Annotated in this window: 14 protein-coding genes; 9 read left to right on the top strand and 5 right to left on the bottom strand. The window is 68.3% G+C overall.

The window, feature by feature from the left end; all coding sequences use genetic code 11:
- Together TX76_RS04605 and btuC are read right to left on the bottom strand one after the other, a co-directional pair.
- Positions 1–1,239: an ABC transporter ATP-binding protein gene (locus tag TX76_RS04605; RefSeq protein ID WP_049899616.1), complete on the bottom strand. Its 1,239-nt coding sequence runs from the start codon at positions 1,237–1,239 to the stop codon at positions 1–3.
- On the bottom strand, positions 1,236–2,330 hold the full coding sequence (btuC, locus tag TX76_RS04600) for a vitamin B12 ABC transporter permease BtuC (protein ID WP_049899614.1): 1,095 nt from the start codon (positions 2,328–2,330) through the stop codon (positions 1,236–1,238). The genes TX76_RS04605 and btuC overlap by 4 nt, the downstream gene beginning before the upstream one ends.
- A 58-nt stretch (positions 2,331–2,388) precedes the next feature.
- Here btuC and TX76_RS04595 point away from each other — a divergent pair, with 58 nt between their 5' ends.
- On the top strand, positions 2,389–3,738 hold the full coding sequence (locus tag TX76_RS04595; RefSeq protein WP_154019001.1) for a PGF-CTERM-anchored ABC transporter substrate-binding protein: 1,350 nt from the start codon (positions 2,389–2,391) through the stop codon (positions 3,736–3,738).
- 61 nt (positions 3,739–3,799) lie between these two features.
- Here TX76_RS04595 and TX76_RS04590 read toward each other — a convergent pair whose 3' ends face one another.
- Complete coding sequence (locus TX76_RS04590) at positions 3,800–5,632, bottom strand: glycoside hydrolase family 15 protein (RefSeq protein ID WP_049899612.1); 1,833 nt, start codon at positions 5,630–5,632, stop codon at positions 3,800–3,802.
- Between the two features lie 131 nt (positions 5,633–5,763).
- On the opposite strand from TX76_RS04590, the gene TX76_RS04585 reads away from it, so the two are divergent.
- On the top strand, positions 5,764–6,060 hold the full coding sequence (locus tag TX76_RS04585) for a DUF6684 family protein (protein WP_049899609.1): 297 nt from the start codon (positions 5,764–5,766) through the stop codon (positions 6,058–6,060).
- A 457-nt stretch (positions 6,061–6,517) separates the two neighbouring features.
- Here TX76_RS04585 and TX76_RS04575 read toward each other — a convergent pair whose 3' ends face one another.
- Positions 6,518–6,745 (bottom strand): hypothetical protein, encoded by a 228-nt coding sequence (locus TX76_RS04575; protein WP_049899604.1) that lies wholly within the window; start codon positions 6,743–6,745, stop codon positions 6,518–6,520.
- Between the two features lie 145 nt (positions 6,746–6,890).
- Here TX76_RS04575 and TX76_RS04570 point away from each other — a divergent pair, with 145 nt between their 5' ends.
- Both TX76_RS04570 and TX76_RS04565 read left to right on the top strand, forming a co-directional pair.
- Positions 6,891–7,751 (top strand): cytochrome c oxidase subunit 3, encoded by an 861-nt coding sequence (locus TX76_RS04570; protein WP_049899601.1) that lies wholly within the window; start codon positions 6,891–6,893, stop codon positions 7,749–7,751.
- A 143-nt stretch (positions 7,752–7,894) separates the two neighbouring features.
- The gene (locus TX76_RS04565; RefSeq protein WP_049899599.1) at positions 7,895–9,127 is read left to right on the top strand and encodes an MFS transporter; all 1,233 of its coding nucleotides are present in this window, start codon (positions 7,895–7,897) and stop codon (positions 9,125–9,127) included.
- Here TX76_RS04565 and TX76_RS04560 read toward each other — a convergent pair.
- The gene (locus TX76_RS04560) at positions 9,098–9,808 is read right to left on the bottom strand and encodes a helix-turn-helix domain-containing protein (protein ID WP_049899597.1); all 711 of its coding nucleotides are present in this window, start codon (positions 9,806–9,808) and stop codon (positions 9,098–9,100) included. The genes TX76_RS04565 and TX76_RS04560 overlap by 30 nt on opposite strands.
- A gap of 117 nt (positions 9,809–9,925) precedes the next feature.
- Between TX76_RS04560 and TX76_RS04555 the strand changes: the two genes are divergently transcribed.
- Genes TX76_RS04555 through TX76_RS04535 form a run of 5 tightly spaced genes read left to right on the top strand, consistent with a single transcriptional unit; the run spans position 9,926 to position 15,983 of the window.
- A complete protein-coding gene (locus TX76_RS04555; RefSeq protein WP_049899596.1) occupies positions 9,926–11,656 on the top strand; it encodes an ABC transporter substrate-binding protein in 1,731 nt (576 codons plus the stop codon).
- A gap of 1 nt (position 11,657) precedes the next feature.
- Positions 11,658–12,617 carry an ABC transporter permease gene (locus tag TX76_RS04550; RefSeq protein ID WP_049899595.1) on the top strand — a complete coding sequence of 320 codons (960 nt, stop codon included), beginning with the start codon at positions 11,658–11,660 and terminating at the stop codon, positions 12,615–12,617.
- Positions 12,614–13,615, top strand: a complete 1,002-nt coding sequence (locus tag TX76_RS04545; RefSeq protein WP_049899592.1) for an ABC transporter permease — start codon at positions 12,614–12,616, stop codon at positions 13,613–13,615. The genes TX76_RS04550 and TX76_RS04545 overlap by 4 nt, the downstream gene beginning before the upstream one ends.
- Positions 13,612–14,682: an ABC transporter ATP-binding protein gene (locus TX76_RS04540; RefSeq protein ID WP_049899589.1), complete on the top strand. Its 1,071-nt coding sequence runs from the start codon at positions 13,612–13,614 to the stop codon at positions 14,680–14,682. Before TX76_RS04545 ends, TX76_RS04540 begins: the two co-directional genes overlap by 4 nt.
- Positions 14,679–15,983, top strand: coding sequence for an ABC transporter ATP-binding protein (locus tag TX76_RS04535; RefSeq protein ID WP_049899588.1), 1,305 nt, complete (start codon positions 14,679–14,681; stop codon positions 15,981–15,983). The genes TX76_RS04540 and TX76_RS04535 overlap by 4 nt, the downstream gene beginning before the upstream one ends.
- Positions 15,984–16,032: the final 49 nt, after the last annotated feature.

Genomic DNA, 16,032 nt, shown 5'->3' with positions numbered 1-16,032 from the left:
TCAGTCGTCGGCCGCCGCCTCGGGCCGCTCGGGACCGCTCGAAGCGTGGAACGCCGTCTCGACCCCGGCGACGACTCCCTCGACGCCGACGACGCACGCGGGCCGGGGGCGATCGGCGGCCACACTCGCGCTCCCCTCGGCGGCGGTTTCCGACGCTTCACCTTCGACGATCACCAATCGCCTCGCGTCGGTGGCGAGCCGGCGGTTCGTTTCGCCGCCCCCGACGAGCACCGCGACGTCGGCCGCCCGCACCGCCGCCGCAGCACGCTCACGAGTGTGCTCGTCGATCGGCGCGAACGGCGCGGCGGTGACGGTTTCGACTCCATGTGCATCGGCGGTTTCGAGCGCGACGTCGCCGTTCGGGAGCACGCCCGCCGACAGCGAGAAACCGGCGTCGGCGAGCGCGGCGACGGCTCGCGCGCCCGCCCGGCCACCGCCGAGGACGTGAACCCGCACGTCACGCTCGGGGCGGTCGGCCGTTGCGGTCACGTCGACCGCACCCGTGACGGGGTGGCGGGTCACGGCGGCGTCGGCGTCGAACGCGCGCTCGACGTGGGTCTCGGTCAGCACCGATTCTGGAGGACCGGTGGCGACCACACGACCCTCGGAAAGCAGGGCGAGCCGGTCACAGAACCGGGCGGCGAGCGAGAGGTCGTGGATCGCACACAGCGCCGCCCGGCCGTCGGCGACGAACTCGCCGAGGAGCGAGAGCGTGCGCACCTGGTGGTTGACGTCGAGGCTGGCGGTCGGCTCGTCGAGCAGGAGTACCTCGGGGTCCTGGCAGAGCGCGCGGGCGAGAATCACGCGCTGGCGCTCGCCGCCGCTGATCTCGTCGATGGCGCGGTCGGCGAAGCGCTTCGTCCCTGTTCGCTCCATGGCGCGTGCGGTGTGCTCGCGATCGCTCTCCGAGGCGCGCTCGAATCGTGAGCGGTACGGCGTTCGGCCCATCGCGACCACCTCGCGGACCGGAAAGGCGAAGGAGAGATTCGTCTCCTGGGGTACGGTTGCCACTCGACGCGCGATCGCGCGTGCCGAGAGGCTCCCGGCGCGGTCGCCGTCGATCCGAACCCTTCCGCTCGCGGGGTCGATCAGTCCGTTGATCGCGCTCAGCAGGGTGGTCTTGCCCGCACCGTTCGGCCCGACGAGGCCCACGACCTCGCCGCGATCGACGTCGAGGGAGGCGTCGCTCACGGCCGCGACGTCGCCGAACGCGATCGAGAGGTCCTCGACGTCGATCACAGCGCGTGGACCTCCTGACGGCGGAGCAAGTAGAGGAAGAAGGGCGCGCCGACCGCCGCAGTCACGATCCCGACCGGGAGCTCGGCGGCCCCCGACCGCGCGAGGGTGTCGGCGGCGACGAGGAAGCCCCCGCCGGCGAGCGCACTGGTCGGCAGCAGGATGCGGTGGTCGGGACCCACGAGCAGCCGCATCACGTGGGGGACGATCAGCCCGACGAACCCGATCACGCCCGCGACCGCGACCGCGGCCGCCGTCAGCACGCTCGACACCGCGAGCAGCACGCGCTTGGTGCGCTCGACCTCGATCCCGAGCGCGTGGGCGTCCGCCTCGCCGAGCAGGAGGACGTTGAGGTCGCGGGCGTACGCGAGCAGGATCCCGAACGCGACGAGCGCGAGCGGCAGCGTCGTGACGACGTTCCCCCACGTGCTGTTAGTAAGGTTCCCCGAGAGCCAGAAGACCACCCGCCGGATGCTCCAGCCGGCGTTGATCGTCATGTACGAGATCACCGCACCCAGAAAGGTCTGGATCGCGACGCCCGCGAGCAGCAGAGTGGCGACCGGCGTTCGGCCGTTCTCGGTGGCGATGGCGTAGACCGAAAAGGCCGCGACCAGCGCGCCGACGAAGGCCGCCCCGTGGAGCCCGAGCCCGAACGGGACCGCGAGCGGGAACACGATGGTGGCGACCGCGCCGACCGCCGCGCCGGTCGAGACCCCGATGATCGAGGGGTCGGCCATCGGATTCCTGAAAAAGCCCTGCATCACGGTGCCCGCACTCGCGAGCGCGAACCCGACGACCGCCGCGAGCGCGATCCGGGGCAGCCGGAGGCCGAGCACGATGGTCGCCGCGGTATCGGGGACGCGAAAGCTGAACCACGGGAGCGCGTCGAGTACGGCCCTCGCGACCACGCCGTACCCGATCCCGACCGGCCCGATCGTCGCGCTCGCGAGCACCACCGCGATCAGCGCGACCGTGAGGCCAGCGGACCACGCGACGGTGCGTCGGACCACGCCGGAGGCCCCGACGGCGGCGTCCGTGCCCGGCTCGCCCTCGGGGGCCGCGGTCCCGGACTCGGCTCGCGTCCCGGTTCCCATGACTGCAACCCGGGTTGCTTTAGGTAAATATTTATTGTATCAGCGGTACCGTCCGTCCATGCGAACGGACTTCCTCTCGATCCTCCTCGTCGCGACGGTGCTGGTCGGCGCGATCGGCCCGGCCGCGGCGACGACCGGTGTACAGACGACCTCGACCGTGGACGGACCGGCAGCGACGGCGGATGTCGCGGCTCAGGCGACCTGCTCGTTCCCGACGACGGCGACCGACGCGACCGGTACCGACGTCACCGTCGAGGGTGAACCCGAGTCGATCGTCACGCTCTCGCCGAGCGCGGCCCAGACGATGTGGGAGATCGGTGCGCGGGAGAAGGTGGTGGGCGTCACGCAGTACGCCACCTACCTCGACGGGGCCGAGACCCGAACCAACGTCTCGGGTGCGGGCCAGCAGTACGTCAACGTCGAGGCGGTGGTGGGGCTCGAACCCGATCTCGTGCTCGCGCCGAACGTCGTCCCGAACGCGACGGTCGAACGCCTCCGCAGCGCCGGAGTGACCGTGTTCCGGTTCGGGTTCGCCGGCTCGATCGAGGACGTCACCGAGAAGACGCGGCTCACCGGCGAGCTGGTCGGCGCGTGCGAAGAGGCGAACCGCACCGCCGACGCGATGGAAACGCGGGTGGAGGCGATCCGTGAGACGGTCGGCAACGAGTCCACGCCACGGACGCTCTACCTGCTCGGCGGCGGCTTCGTCGCGGGCAACGACACGTTCATCGGCTCGGTGATCGAGACCGCTGGCGGCGAGAACCTCGCGGCGAGCGCGGGCATCGAGGGGTACAAGGAGATCAGCGACGAGGTCGTCGCCCAGCAAGACCCCGAGTGGCTCGTCGTCTCCAGCCCGGCGGTGGTGCCCAACGGGACGCCGTGGGCGGACACGACTGCCGTCCAGGGGAACCAGACCGTCGTCGTGAACAACAGCTACATCAACCAGCCCGCACCGCGGGTGGTGCTTTCGCTGACCGCGATCGCCAGACAGCTCCACCCCGACGCGATGGCGGCGGCGAACCTGACGAACGCCGCCATCGGGCCCGCGAACCGCACGTCGACGAACGCGACCGCGGCCACGGCCGATGGTGAAACCGAGAACACGACAGCGGCCACCGACGGCGGCGAAACGGCCGCAACGACGACTGCCGGGACGAGCGCCGAGACGACGATGGCCGGAACGACTGCCGACGAAACGACCGTTAGCGCGACCTCGATCGAGACTAACGACGCGACGATGACCGACGAAACGACTGCTGCGGCAGCCGACGGCGACGCCGGGACGGCCGGCGACGGCGGAACCGCGACGACGACCAGCTCGGGCAGCGGGCCCGGCTTCGGCTCCGTGATCGCGGTCGTCGCGGTGCTCGCCGGGACGCTGCTCGCGGCGGGGCGCAACGGGCTGTAACGCCGTCGTCAAACCGGATCCGCGCTTTCGCTTCCTTCCGACCGATCCCGCTATCTCGCTCTCACCGATCGAGAGGGTCGATGACCTCGCCCGGCTCGGCCTCGTTGAGGTAGAGCACGGCGTTGATCAGCCCGATGTGGCTGAACGCCTGAGGGAAGTTGCCGCGGTGTTCGCCGGTTCCCGGATCGAGTTCCTCGGCGAACAGCCCGATCGGGCTGATGTGTTCCATCACGTCCTCGAAGACCTCGCGGGCCTCCTCGACGCGGCCCGAGAGCGCGAGACACTCGACCAGCCAGAACGAACACAGCACGAAGGCTCCCTCCTCGCCTGGCAGGCCGTCGTCGCCCTCGTAGCGCATTACGAGCCCGTCGTCGGTCATGAGGTGGTCCATCACGGCGTCGATCGTGGCCTGCATTCGATCGTCGTCGAACGGGAGAAAGCCGACGCTGCCGAGTCTGAGCGCGGCCGCGTCGACGGTTTCGCCCTCGTACGTCTGGGTGAAGCAGCCGAGCTCCTCGTCGAACCCCTCTTCGAGCAGGGATTCGCGGATCGCGTCGCGCTCACCCGTCCAGCGCTCGATCGGCGCGTCGAACTCGTTGTCCTCCGCGATCTTGATCCCCCTGTCGAGCGCCGCCCAGCACAGCGCCTTCGAGTGGACGATGTGTTTCGGCTCGCTCCGGACCTCCCAGATGCCGCTGTCCTCGTTCATCCAGACGCCCGAGACGTGTTCGATCATCTCCGCCAAGACCTCCCACTCGCCCGCGAAGATCTCCGCACCGTAGTCGGTGGCGGTGTAGATCGCGGTGAGGAGTTCGCCGTAGGTGTCGAGCTGTTGTTGGTCGCCCGCCGCGTTGCCGACCCGCACGGGTTTGGAGCCCCGATACCCCGTGAAGTGGTGCAGCTCCTCCTCGACCATCTCCGGTTCGTAGTGGAGGCCGTAGAGCGGGTAGCCGATCTCGCCCGGATCGTCCTTGTGACACATCGTGAGCGACCAGTCGAACCCGTTGCGCGCCTCGCGCTCGTGGCCGAGTTCGTTGAGCGCCTGAATGGTGTAGGAGACGTCGCGGATCCACGCGTACCGATAGTCCCAGTTACGAACGCCGCCGACCTCCTCGGGCAGCGAGGTCGTGGGCGCGGCCGCGATGGCGTGGGTCTGGGGGTTCATCAGCAGCCGAAGCACGAGGCCGGAACGGATCACGTCGTCGTGGTAGGGGCCCTCGAACGGACAGCCCGATTCGTCGAGACACTGGTGGGTCCAGTCCTGCCAGTAGTCGATGGTCTCGCGCAGCAGCGCCGCGCAGTCGGCCGCGTCGATCGGTTCGCGGTCGTTGTACTGGAGCACGAACCACATCGTCTCGTCGGTGTGGAGGGTCTCGGTCGCCTCGGCGTGTTCCTCCTCGCCCTCGGAGGCGTGAAACGACGCCTGGCTCCAGAGGTAGAGCTGTTCGCCGTTGCCACGCGCGAGGACGCCCTCGTGGGTCTGCTCGACCGTGGTGCCGACGCGCTCGTAGTCGAAGCGGGGATCGAACTCGACGTCGAACTCGACGTCGCCCTCGGTGCAGGCCACCTTCCGGTAGATCGCACTCGTTGTGTGGCCGAGCTCCACCCCGTCGGCCACGGGCATGAAGTCGGTCACCACCATCGTCCCCGAATCGGTCTCGAAGGTCGTCCGGAGCACGTTGGTTCGGGTGACGTACTCCTGGCTCGACTCGAACTCGCCGCTCGGCTGGATGGCGAAGTGCCCTCCACCGTCCTCGTCGAGGATGCCGGCGAAGACGCTCGACGATTCGATGTGGGGGAAACAGCACCAGTCGATCGAGCCGTCGCTCCCGATCAGCGGGCAGGTCTCGAGGTTCCCGATGACCCCGTACTCCTCGATCGGCGTGAATCCCATGCATCGTCTGCTCGGCGGGTACACAAATAGTTCCCCTTGTTCCGACCACGACGATCCGGGACGGAAGCGGGGAACCGTCGACCACGCGTCTCTCGGTAGTTACATGACGCTTCGGCGTGTACGCATCGGCGATGGCAGAGCGAGTCTTCGACCGCGAAACGCTGCTCGATCTCACCGTCAACGTCATTCCGCTCGGCATGTTGCTGTTCTTCGTCCTGCTGTTCGCCGTCACCACCGTCGGCTCGACCCCGATCGCGACGGTGGTCAGCCAGGCGCTCCTCGTCGTGCCGTTCGTCGTGCTCACGGGAACCACGTATCTCACCGGGCGGATCATCGCCGAGAGCCAGAAAACGGGCCACTCCGAGACCGCCACGGCGATCGCCGCGTTCGCGACCGGCGAGCGACCCGACGCGGACGACGAGGCGTAGCTCGCCGATCGAAGGTATCGTGAAAATCACACAACCGTTCGTCGCTTCTCGATGTCCCAGCGGCGAAACACTATCTATCAGCCTTCGACGAACCGAGACCGTACTCTTCGGGGTCATACTTATCGATCGCAGACAGTATCAGCAACGATCCGAACGCGATCACTACAATATAGAAAACGTCCAAGCGCATCGGCCCGACAGTGATCAGGTGAGTTCCAGGGCTGTATAGTACGACTGTCGCTGTCAGACCACAGAACCCGATCACGGGATGCGAATAATGATATATTTTGGTTAGTATTCGAAGCAAGCTCACCATATCATGCTCGATGTGTGACGTTGATATAACCGTTTAGGCGCTCAGTCTACACACTTTATCGAACAGATGAGGTGTTCGGCGATATCGGATCGACCGACTTATAAACATCTCTACAACGTGCTGCGCCGTCTGAGCGTGATCTCAGCCGTTCGTGCGCTCGCGCCCGATCAGCACGCTCCCGGCGACGACGCTCGCGAGACCTATCACTGGGACGACCAGCGTCGGCACGCGATACACCGTGTGGATCTCGCCCCACGCGTAGAGCGCGACGCCGACGAGAACGGCGAGAAAGCCAACTGTGGCGGCGACGAGGCCGACCGCGACCCGCCACGAGGGCGAGACGACGGCCGACGCGTTCGGTGCGGACATGATCGATCGGTCGATTCGGGTACGTCCGGTCGGCAGATAAATCGGCCGCCTGCGTCGGACCGATCGACCGGCGGCCGACCCACGGGCCGCCCCATCGGTGACGCACAGCCAGGGGGTTTTTGCTGGCCTGCACACAACCGACGGTATGGGATCGGCGAGCGAGACCGAAGAACACGACACCCACGAGCCGCCCGTCGGCATGGACTTCCCGCTCGGGCGGAGCGAGTCGTCGTGGTGGCCGATCGTCTGTGCGATCGGGGCCACCGGGCTCTATCTGGGGGCCGGACTCTACCTGTTCGGCCACGGCGAGGTCGCGCTCGTTCCCGGGTTCGTCGGGCCAAGCGTGATCGGTGGCGGCGGGCTCGTCTTCCTGATCGGGCTGTTCGGCTGGCTGTATCAGGCGTTCATCGCCGACTTCCGGACACGCACCGAGGGGCGCGAACCGGGGCCGCTCCGGGCGGCGATGCTCCTCTTTCTCGGAACTGACGTGTTCACCTTCGCCGGCGGGTTCATCTACTACTTCTTCATCCGGGCGGGCGGCTGGCCGCCCGGTGAGATCCCGCCACTCCTCAGCACGGTGCTGGTGGTGAACACCGCGCTCCTCGTGGTGAGCAGCTTCACGCTCCATTACGCTCACTCGGCGCTCGAAGAGGGCAACGACCGGCGGTTCGGGTTCTTGCTCGTGACGACGCTCGTGCTCGGCCTGCTGTTCGTTGCCGGCCAGGTCTACGAGTACCACGAGCTCGTCGTGGTCGAGGGGTTCACCATCACATCGGGGATCTTCGGGAGCGCCTTCTACGCGCTCACCGGACTTCACGGCCTCCACGTCGCGCTCGGGACCGTTCTCCTGGGGATCCTCGTCGCGCGCGCCCACCTCGGCCAGTACGAGCCCGGCCGCGACACCTCGATCGCCACGGTATCGCTGTACTGGCACTTCGTCGACGTGGTCTGGGTGTTCCTCGTCGTCGTCCTCTACGTCGGCGCGTCGGTCACACCGGTCCTTTGAGGCCCGTGAGGCCTGGCGGGATCGGGCGTGGCGGTCGGACCTGACCCCGCGATGATCCCTCGCTGCTCGACGGACAACCCCGGCTCCATCCGGGTCACGGTTTAGGTCATCGGCCGGTATAGATCGAAACGAACGACGCACGAATGAACGACAACGATCGGACCATCGTGGGGCTCGCCATGCTGGCGCACGCGATGGTCCACACGTTCGAGCTCTCGATTCCGATCCTCGTGCCGGTCTGGCTCGCCGAGTTCGGGACCACCCAGGCGGCGATCGGGGTGGTCGTCTCGGCGGGCTACGCGCTGTTCGGGATCGGAGCGTTGCCCGGCGGCGTCCTCGCGGACGCGTACGGTTCCAGGCGGCTGATCGCGGGCTGTCTCCTCGGGATGGGCGGCGCGTTCGCGCTGCTCGGCGTCGCTCCTTCGCTGTGGGTCGTCGCGCTCGCGCTGGTCCTGTGGGGCGTGGCGGCCAGCGTCTACCACCCCTCGGGGCTCGCGCTGCTCAGCAAGGGCGTCACCGAGCAGGGGAGCGCGTTCGCCTACCACGGGATGGCCGGCAACCTCGGCATCGCGGTCGGCCCGCTGATGACCACGCTCCTCCTGCTCGTGCTCGACTGGCAGACGGTCGTGGTCGTGCTCGCGATGCCCGCCTTCGCCGCCGCGCTGGTCGCGCTCCGGGTCGACATCGACGAGGCGGCCGCGGTCGGAGCCGACGGCGCGGGCGACGCCCGCGCGGACGGCGGCGTGACCTCGGTGTCGGAGCTGGTGGTGGACTCCCGAACGCTGTTCTCGGGGTGGTTCGTCGCCGTCTTCGGCGTCGTCATGCTCTCCGGGCTGTACTACCGCGGCGTGCTCACCTTCCTCCCCGACCTCCTCTCCGGCCTCGCGCTGTTCGCGCCGGTGGAGGTGGCTGGCGAGAGCCTCGAACCCGCACGATACCTCTACGCCGGGCTGTTGACCGTCGGGATGGCGGGCCAGTACGTCGGCGGCAAGCTGACCGATCGGATGGAGAACGCTCGCGGGATCGCGGTCGCGTTCGGCGTGCTCGCGGTGCTTGCGCTGGCGTTCGTTCCCGCGAGCGCCGCCGGGCTGGGGCCGTTGCTCGCGGTGAGCTTCGCCCTCGGTTTCTTCCTGTTCGTCGTCCAGCCGCTCTACCAGGCCACCGTCGCGGCGTACACTCCGCCCGGTGCTCGCGGCCTCTCGTACGGCTACACCTACCTCGGCGTGTTCGGGGTCGGTGCGCTGGGTGCCGCGGTCGCGGGCGTCGTGCTCCAGTACGCCTCGCCCACGGCGCTGTTCGTCGTGCTCGCGGTGTTCGCGTCGCTCGCGTCGGTGCTCGGGATCGTGCTATCGGTCCGGGGACCCGCGACCGACTGAGGCGAGGTGGTTCCCGACCGCGGTCATCACCTTCGACTCGGCTCGCGCGAGGTGTTCCCACGCCGTCGTGGAGGCGATGCCGACGGCGGCGGCGATGTCCTCGATGCTGGTGTCGGTCTTGCGCTGGTAGTAGCCGAGCTCGATCGCGGTGCCGAGGACTTCCGCCTGGCGACGCGTCAGCTCGTCGACGACCGGGGAGAGTTCGAGCTGCTCGCGCTCGTTCACCTCGTCGAGTTCGACACTCCGGACGAGGTCGGTCTCGTTGCCCGCGCGTTCGAGCGAGTCGATGATCTCGTGGAGGTCGTCGCCGTCGTCGAGGTACACCGTCCAGCGCTCCCAGCCGGCGGTGATCGTCGTGCCGGTCCGGTAGTGAACGCCCATGTCGGCGAGGCGCTGGGAGATGCTGTCCCACCGGTAGCTGTCGTACGTGATGTCGATCAGCACCCGCGGGACGTCGAGCGGCGTCAGCGGCGACGCGTCGAGCACGGCGTCGGCCGCCGTGAAGTCGGCGAGGAACCCCTCGATCGACGCCGCCGGGCCCGAGATCTCGATGATGCGCTTGCGTTCGGCGGCGCTCCCGGTCATCGACGACACCGACTTGAGCGTGAGGTCGGGATGGTCGGCGCTGAGATCGCTCTCGGGCTCGCCGTGGTGGCGAATCCGGAGAGTCACTTCTCGCATTGGACCCCCTTCGGACCCCACCGAATTGAACCTTGCTCGGGACCCGCGAGGCGTGCGCCGTTCGCCCCGGCTATATTCGGGTGTACAGCGAAGTGTCTCACTCCGTACCATCGTCCCATGGGATCAGATGACACCATCACCGACGCGGACCTGAGCGGGCCGGTCGTCGATAGACGGACGACGATCGAACTACTCGGTGCGGCGGGCATGGCGGCCCTCGCGGGCTGTACCGGCGGCGGTGGCGAGAGCGGCGGCAGCGGCGGTTCGGGCAACGGCTCCAGCGACGGCGGCGGTTCCGGTGGCTCCGGCAACGGATCCGGTGCGGGTGGGAACGGCAGCGAAGCGACGGCGACGCCCTCGTCGAACCAGCGCGGCGGTCGCCTCTCCGCCGCGTGGTACACCGGGAGCATCGACGTGCTCGATCCGCCGTACATCAGCGTCGGCCAGTACTTCCAGGTCACCGGCAACGTGTTCAATGGGCTCGTCACGCTCGAACAGGACCTCACCGTTCGGGGCGATCTCGCGAAGGACTGGGAGGTCAGCAACGACGGCACGACGTACACGTTCGATCTGCGGGAGGGCGTCAAATTCCACAACGGGACCGACTTCACCGCCGAGGACGTGAAGTACACGATCAACCGGACCATCTCCCAGGAGGCCCCCGCCGCCTCGAAGCTCACGACGCTGAAACCCGTCGACGACGGCGGCGTCGTGGTGAAGGACGACTACACCGTCGAGCTCGGGTTCGAGCAGGCGATGGCCCCCGCGCTCATCTACCTGTCGCGCGGTCCGGGTCGCGCCGCGACCATCGTGAACGAGGAGGCGATCGAGGAGATGGGTGCGGACCAGTACAAGGTCACGCCCGTCGGCACCGGGCCGTTCGAGGTGACGGAGCACCAGGTCGGCTCCGGGATCACGCTCGACGCGTTCGACGACTACTTCGGGACGGACGCGGAGGGCAACTCGCTGCCGTACCTCGACGGCGTGGACATCCAGCCGATCCCGGAGCCGGCGACGCTGGTCAACGCGCTCCGGAGCGGCGACGTGGAGTTCTCGAACCTCGTGCCGCTCCAGAACGTCAGCAAGGTCGAGAACGCCGACGGCGTGAGCAAGCTCGCCGCGCCAGGCGTCAACTGGTACGGCTTCGCGATGAACGAGCGCCGCGAACCGTTCGGCTCCCGAAAGGCACGGCTCGGGATCGCCAAATCCATCGACAACGAGGCGTTCGTGAAGACGGCGTACTTCGGCAACGCCCTCCCCGATGTCGGCCCGATCAACAAGGCGACCAACTGGGTGTGGCGCGACGACAAGCCCGAGGTGCAGAACCACGATCCCGAGCGGGGAAAGCAGCTGTTGGAGGAGTCGGGAGCGATGGGCGCTTCGTTCAGTATTCTCGCGACCAAGAGCAACCTGCGCGGCGCGAAGGCGATCCGCCAGCAGCTGAACGAGGCGGGCTTTTCGGTGAACATCGAGCAGGTCACGAGTTCGACCTACTGGGAGCGCTACGAGAAGGGCAACTACGACACCACCATCAGCGGCAGTGTCGGCGATCCCGACCCGGACCAGTCGCTGTACAACTTCTACCGCAAGCCCGAAGAGGGCGGCGTCTGGAACTGGGTCAACTTCGTCGACGACCGCGTCCACGAACTGCTGGCGGAGCAACGCCGGACGACCGACCGCGAGCAGCGCAAGCAGGTGCTCCGGACGCTCGAAGACCGGCTGATCGAGCAGGTGCCACACGCCTACCTGATGCATCAGGACGACATCGCGGCGAAGCGCTCGAACGTGAAGGGGTTCACCCACATCCCCTACCTCCGCAACTTCCACACGACGTGGGTCGACGAGTAGCATGCGCCGATACGTCGCGAAACGAGTCGCCCACGCCGTCTTCGTGATGTGGATGGTCGCCACCACGGTGTTCTTCGGGCTCCGGCTCATCCCCGGTGGTCCCGTCCGCACCATGCTCGGCCAGGAGGCGACCCCGGAAGCGGTCGCCGCGCTGCGCACCGAGCTCGGGCTGAACCAGCCGCTGTACGTCCAGTACGTCGACTGGTTGGTCGACATGGCGACGTTCCAGTTCGGCCAGAGCCTGAGCACGAGCCAGCCGGTCGCGACGCTCGTGGGCCAGGCCGCACCGCGGACGGCCTCGATCGCCCTGTTCGCCATCGTCGTCGGGCTCGGTATCGCCGTTCCGGCCGGCATCGTGAGCGCGACCCGGAAGGGCGAGCCCGCGGACTACGTCGCGACGATCACGGCGTTTCTCGGCGTCTCGATGCCCGCCTTCTTCGTCGGCATCCTGCTCGCGCTCGTGTTCGGCGTCTGGCTGAACGTGCTGCCGGTCTTCGGCTACACGCCGCCGAGCGAGGGGATCGTGCCGTGGCTCAAGAGCATTCTGCTGCCGGGGATCGCGGTCGGGCTGCCGTACGCCGCGGTCGTGATGCGGATGATGCGGTCGTCGCTGCTCGAAGTCATGAACGAGCCGTACATGCGAACCGCACGCGCGAAGGGGGTCACCAGCCGGGTCGCCCTCTACAAGCACGCGCTCCAGAACGCGCTGATCCCGGTCGTCACGGTCGCGGGGATCCAGCTCGCGCTCGTGCTCGTCGGGAGCGTCACCGTCGAGATCGTGTTCGGCATCCAGGGGCTCGGCCGGCTGCTGGTCGACTCGATGCTCGACCGCAACTACCCGGTGACCCAGGCGGTCATCCTGCTGGTCGCCGCCGTGATGGTGTTCACGAACCTCGCGGTCGATCTCGTGTACACCGTGATCGACCCGCGCATCGGCTACGAGGGAGGGCAGCAGGCATGAGCGACGCCACCGAACCGGGCGTCGGGCCGAACACGCCCGCCGAACCGGGGCCGGCGGACGTCCCGCCCGAGTACCGCGACACGGACGAGTCGGTCGAGGAACACCGCACCACCCGTCAGCGCATCGTCGAGGGGTTGCTGGCGGACAAGCTGGCGCTGTTCGGGGCCGTGGTCGTCGTCCTGTTCGTGCTGGTCGCGGCGTTCGCACCGATGATCGCGCCCCACGACCCCGACGCGACCTACGGGCTGATGCAGGAGCCGAACAGCTACTCGGTCGGCAACTACGACGGCGATCCCGGCACCGAGCGGGTCTGGCATCCCCTCGGCACCGACTCGATCGGCCACGACCTGCTCTCGCGCATCATCTACGGCGCGCGCGTCTCCCTGCTCGTCGCGCTCGCCACCGTCGCGGTGGCGTTCACGCTCGGCACGTCGATCGGGCTGCTCGCCGGCTTTTACGGCGGCTGGATCGACAGCGCGCTGATGCGGTACGTCGACTTCCAGTGGGCGTTCCCCGAACTCATCCTCGGGGTCGGGATCATCGCCATCTCCGGCGGACTTGGCGTCCAGAACGTCATCATCGCCATCGGGATCGCGTACATCGACGACTTCGCGCGGCTGGTCCGTGGCGAGGTGCTCTCGCTGCGCGAGGAGGAGTACGTCACCGCGGCGCGCGCGATCGGGATGAGTGACCGGCGGATCATGACCCGCGAGATCCTGCCGAACGCGGTCGCGCCGCTGATCGTCCAGGCGACGCTGATGATCCCGCTCGCGATCCTCGCGGAGGCCGGCCTCTCCTTCCTCGGGCTCGGGGTCAAGCCGACCACGCCGACGTGGGGCCTCCTGCTGTCGGACGGCCGGCAGTTCATCAGCCAGGCGTGGTGGATCAGCGTGATGCCGGGCTTCGCCATCATGATCGTCGTACTCGCGTTCAACACGCTCGGTGACGGGCTGCGCGACGTCTTCGACGTGAGCGAAGGGGAGGTCGAGGGACGATGAGCCTGCTCGAAATCGACGGGCTCCACACCAGGTTCCCGACCCCACGGGGCACCGTCGACGCCGTGAACGAGGTCGATCTCACCATTCGATCGGGCGAGATCGTGGGGCTGGTCGGCGAGTCCGGCTCCGGCAAGAGCGTGCTCGCCGACAGTATCGCCGGCATCGTCGAGGAGCCAGGCGAGATCGCTGGCGGCGACGTCCGGCTCCACGACGAGTCGCTGCTGTCGATGGCCGAAGCCGAGCGCCGCGAGGTGCGCGGCGGGGCGATCTCGATGGTGTTTCAGGACCCGATGAACAGCCTCAACCCCACCCTGACGGTGGGCGAGCAGATCGCCGAGTCGGTCCGGCTCCACGGCCACGGCGGCGAGTCGACGCGCCTGCCGGCGGAGGTCAAACGCAAGATCCTCGGCGCGGCGAAGGACGGCGAGGCGTGGCGGCGCGCGATCGAGATGCTCGAAACCGTCGAGATCCCCGAACCCGAGAGCCGGGCGGTCGACTACCCCCACGAGTTCTCGGGCGGGATGCGCCAGCGCGCGATGATCGCGATGGCGCTCGCGGCCGAGCCCGATCTCCTGATCGCCGACGAGCCCACCACTGCTCTGGACGTCACGATCCAGGCCCAGATCCTCGACGAACTCCGGGCGCTGAGAGAGGCCTTCGACACCTCGATCCTGCTCATCACCCACGACCTCTCGGTGGTCGCCGAGGTCTGCGACCGGGTGAACGTGATGTACGCCGGCGAGATCGTCGAGCGCGCGGAGGCCCGCGAGCTGTTCGACAACCCCCAGCACCCCTACACCCAGGGGCTGATCGCCAGCACGCCGCGACTCGACACCCCGATGGAGGATCTTCAGCCGATCGAGGGGAACGTCCCCGACCTGATCGACATCCCCTACGCCTGCCACTTCGCGCCGCGGTGTCCCGAGGCGAAACGCGAGTGTTACGAGGTTCCGCCCGACTTCAGACCGGTCGGACGGACCCTCGACGCCGGGGCGACGCCCGGCGAGGGGTGGGGCGACCACGAGGCGGCCTGTCTCCGCCGTGGACCCGAGGAGGAGCAGCTATGAGCCTCCAGACGACCCGAACCGACGAGCGCACCGACGACCCCCTGCTCGCGGTCGAGGGGTTGAAGAAACACTTCGATCAGTCCGGCGGCGTGCTCGACCGACTCGTCGGCAACGACGCGGCCGTCCGGGCGGTCGACGGCGTCGATCTCACCGTGAGAGAGGGCGAGACGCTCGCGGTCGTCGGCGAGTCCGGCTGTGGCAAGTCGACGCTCGGCCGGACGATCCTCAACCTCGACGACGCGACCGCGGGATCGGTCCACTACGACGGCGAGGAGCTCACCGGACTCTCGGCCGGCGAAATGCGGCCGTATCGCCGCGACCTCCAGATGATCTTTCAGGACCCGCTGGCGGCGCTGAACCCGCGCCAGACCGTCGGCGAGATCCTGACCGCGCCGATGGAGGTCCACGACATCGGTACGGACGCCGACGACCGCACGGAGCGTGCACGTGGCCTCCTCGAACGCGTCGGGCTGAAGCCGGGCCACGCCACCCGCTACCCACACCAGTTCTCCGGCGGCCAGCAACAGCGCGTCGGCATCGCACGGGCGCTGTCGCTCGAACCCGAACTCATCATCGCCGACGAGCCGGTGAGCGCGCTCGACGTTTCGGTTCAGGCGCAAATCTTGAACCTGCTCGACGAGCTCCAGGCCGACCTCGGTCTCTCCCTGGTGTTCATCGCCCACGATCTGAGCGTGGTGCGCCACGTCGCCGACCGGGTCGCCGTGATGTACCTCGGCGAGATCGTCGAGACCGCGCCGGTCGACGAGCTGTTCGACGATCCCGCCCACCCCTACACGCGATCGCTGCTGTCGGCGGTCCCGCGGATCGATCCCGGCGACCGCGACGAGCGCATCATCCTCGAAGGGACGGTGCCATCACCGATGGACCCGCCCTCCGGCTGTCGGTTCCACACCCGGTGTCCGGTCGTGATCCCGCCCGAGGAGTGGGCCGGAACCGAGGACGAGTTCCGCGACGCGTTCTCGTTCCGGAATCAGGTGCTCTCGGCGGAGCTCGATCGCGAAGCAGCGAAGGACCGCCTCCGTTCGGAAGGTCGGGGCACCGACGAGGGAAGCGTCGCCGGGTACTTCGTCGAACAGCTGCTGTCCCGCGATCCCGCCGACCTGCCGCCGGAAGCGGCCGACGCCGTCCGCGAAGCCGCCGACGAGCTCGCGGCCGGCAACCGCGACCGCGCGGAGTCGGTCGTCGCCGAGGCGTTCCCCTCGCCGTGCGAGCGCGAGATTCCGCAAAGCCGGGAGGCGTCCCCCGGTCACACGGCGGCCTGCCACCGGGTCGAGGAGTGAACGTGACCGATCGGTTCCGGCGCATTCGATCGGTTCCGGCACGGTGAGC

This window comes from Halococcus agarilyticus (assembly GCF_000334895.1).
GTDB classification, from domain to species: domain Archaea; phylum Halobacteriota; class Halobacteria; order Halobacteriales; family Halococcaceae; genus Halococcus; species Halococcus agarilyticus.
This window is presented reverse-complemented; position numbering and strand designations above follow the sequence as displayed.

What these genes read in the sequence shown, in the direction of transcription:
- TX76_RS04575 (WP_049899604.1), bottom strand. Translation starts at nt 6,745, where the DNA reads ATGTCCGCACCGAACGCGTCGGCCGTCGTCTCGCCCTCGTGGCGGGTC.
- TX76_RS04570 (WP_049899601.1), top strand. Translation starts at nt 6,891, where the DNA reads ATGGGATCGGCGAGCGAGACCGAAGAACACGACACCCACGAGCCGCCC.
- TX76_RS04545 (WP_049899592.1), top strand. Translation starts at nt 12,614, where the DNA reads ATGAGCGACGCCACCGAACCGGGCGTCGGGCCGAACACGCCCGCCGAA.
- TX76_RS04550 (WP_049899595.1), top strand. Translation starts at nt 11,658, where the DNA reads ATGCGCCGATACGTCGCGAAACGAGTCGCCCACGCCGTCTTCGTGATG.
- btuC (WP_049899614.1), bottom strand. Translation starts at nt 2,330, where the DNA reads ATGGGAACCGGGACGCGAGCCGAGTCCGGGACCGCGGCCCCCGAGGGC.
- TX76_RS04585 (WP_049899609.1), top strand. Translation starts at nt 5,764, where the DNA reads ATGGCAGAGCGAGTCTTCGACCGCGAAACGCTGCTCGATCTCACCGTC.
- TX76_RS04595 (WP_154019001.1), top strand. Translation starts at nt 2,389, where the DNA reads ATGCGAACGGACTTCCTCTCGATCCTCCTCGTCGCGACGGTGCTGGTC.
- TX76_RS04565 (WP_049899599.1), top strand. Translation starts at nt 7,895, where the DNA reads ATGAACGACAACGATCGGACCATCGTGGGGCTCGCCATGCTGGCGCAC.
- TX76_RS04535 (WP_049899588.1), top strand. Translation starts at nt 14,679, where the DNA reads ATGAGCCTCCAGACGACCCGAACCGACGAGCGCACCGACGACCCCCTG.
- TX76_RS04555 (WP_049899596.1), top strand. Translation starts at nt 9,926, where the DNA reads ATGGGATCAGATGACACCATCACCGACGCGGACCTGAGCGGGCCGGTC.
- TX76_RS04590 (WP_049899612.1), bottom strand. Translation starts at nt 5,632, where the DNA reads ATGGGATTCACGCCGATCGAGGAGTACGGGGTCATCGGGAACCTCGAG.
- TX76_RS04560 (WP_049899597.1), bottom strand. Translation starts at nt 9,808, where the DNA reads ATGCGAGAAGTGACTCTCCGGATTCGCCACCACGGCGAGCCCGAGAGC.
- TX76_RS04540 (WP_049899589.1), top strand. Translation starts at nt 13,612, where the DNA reads ATGAGCCTGCTCGAAATCGACGGGCTCCACACCAGGTTCCCGACCCCA.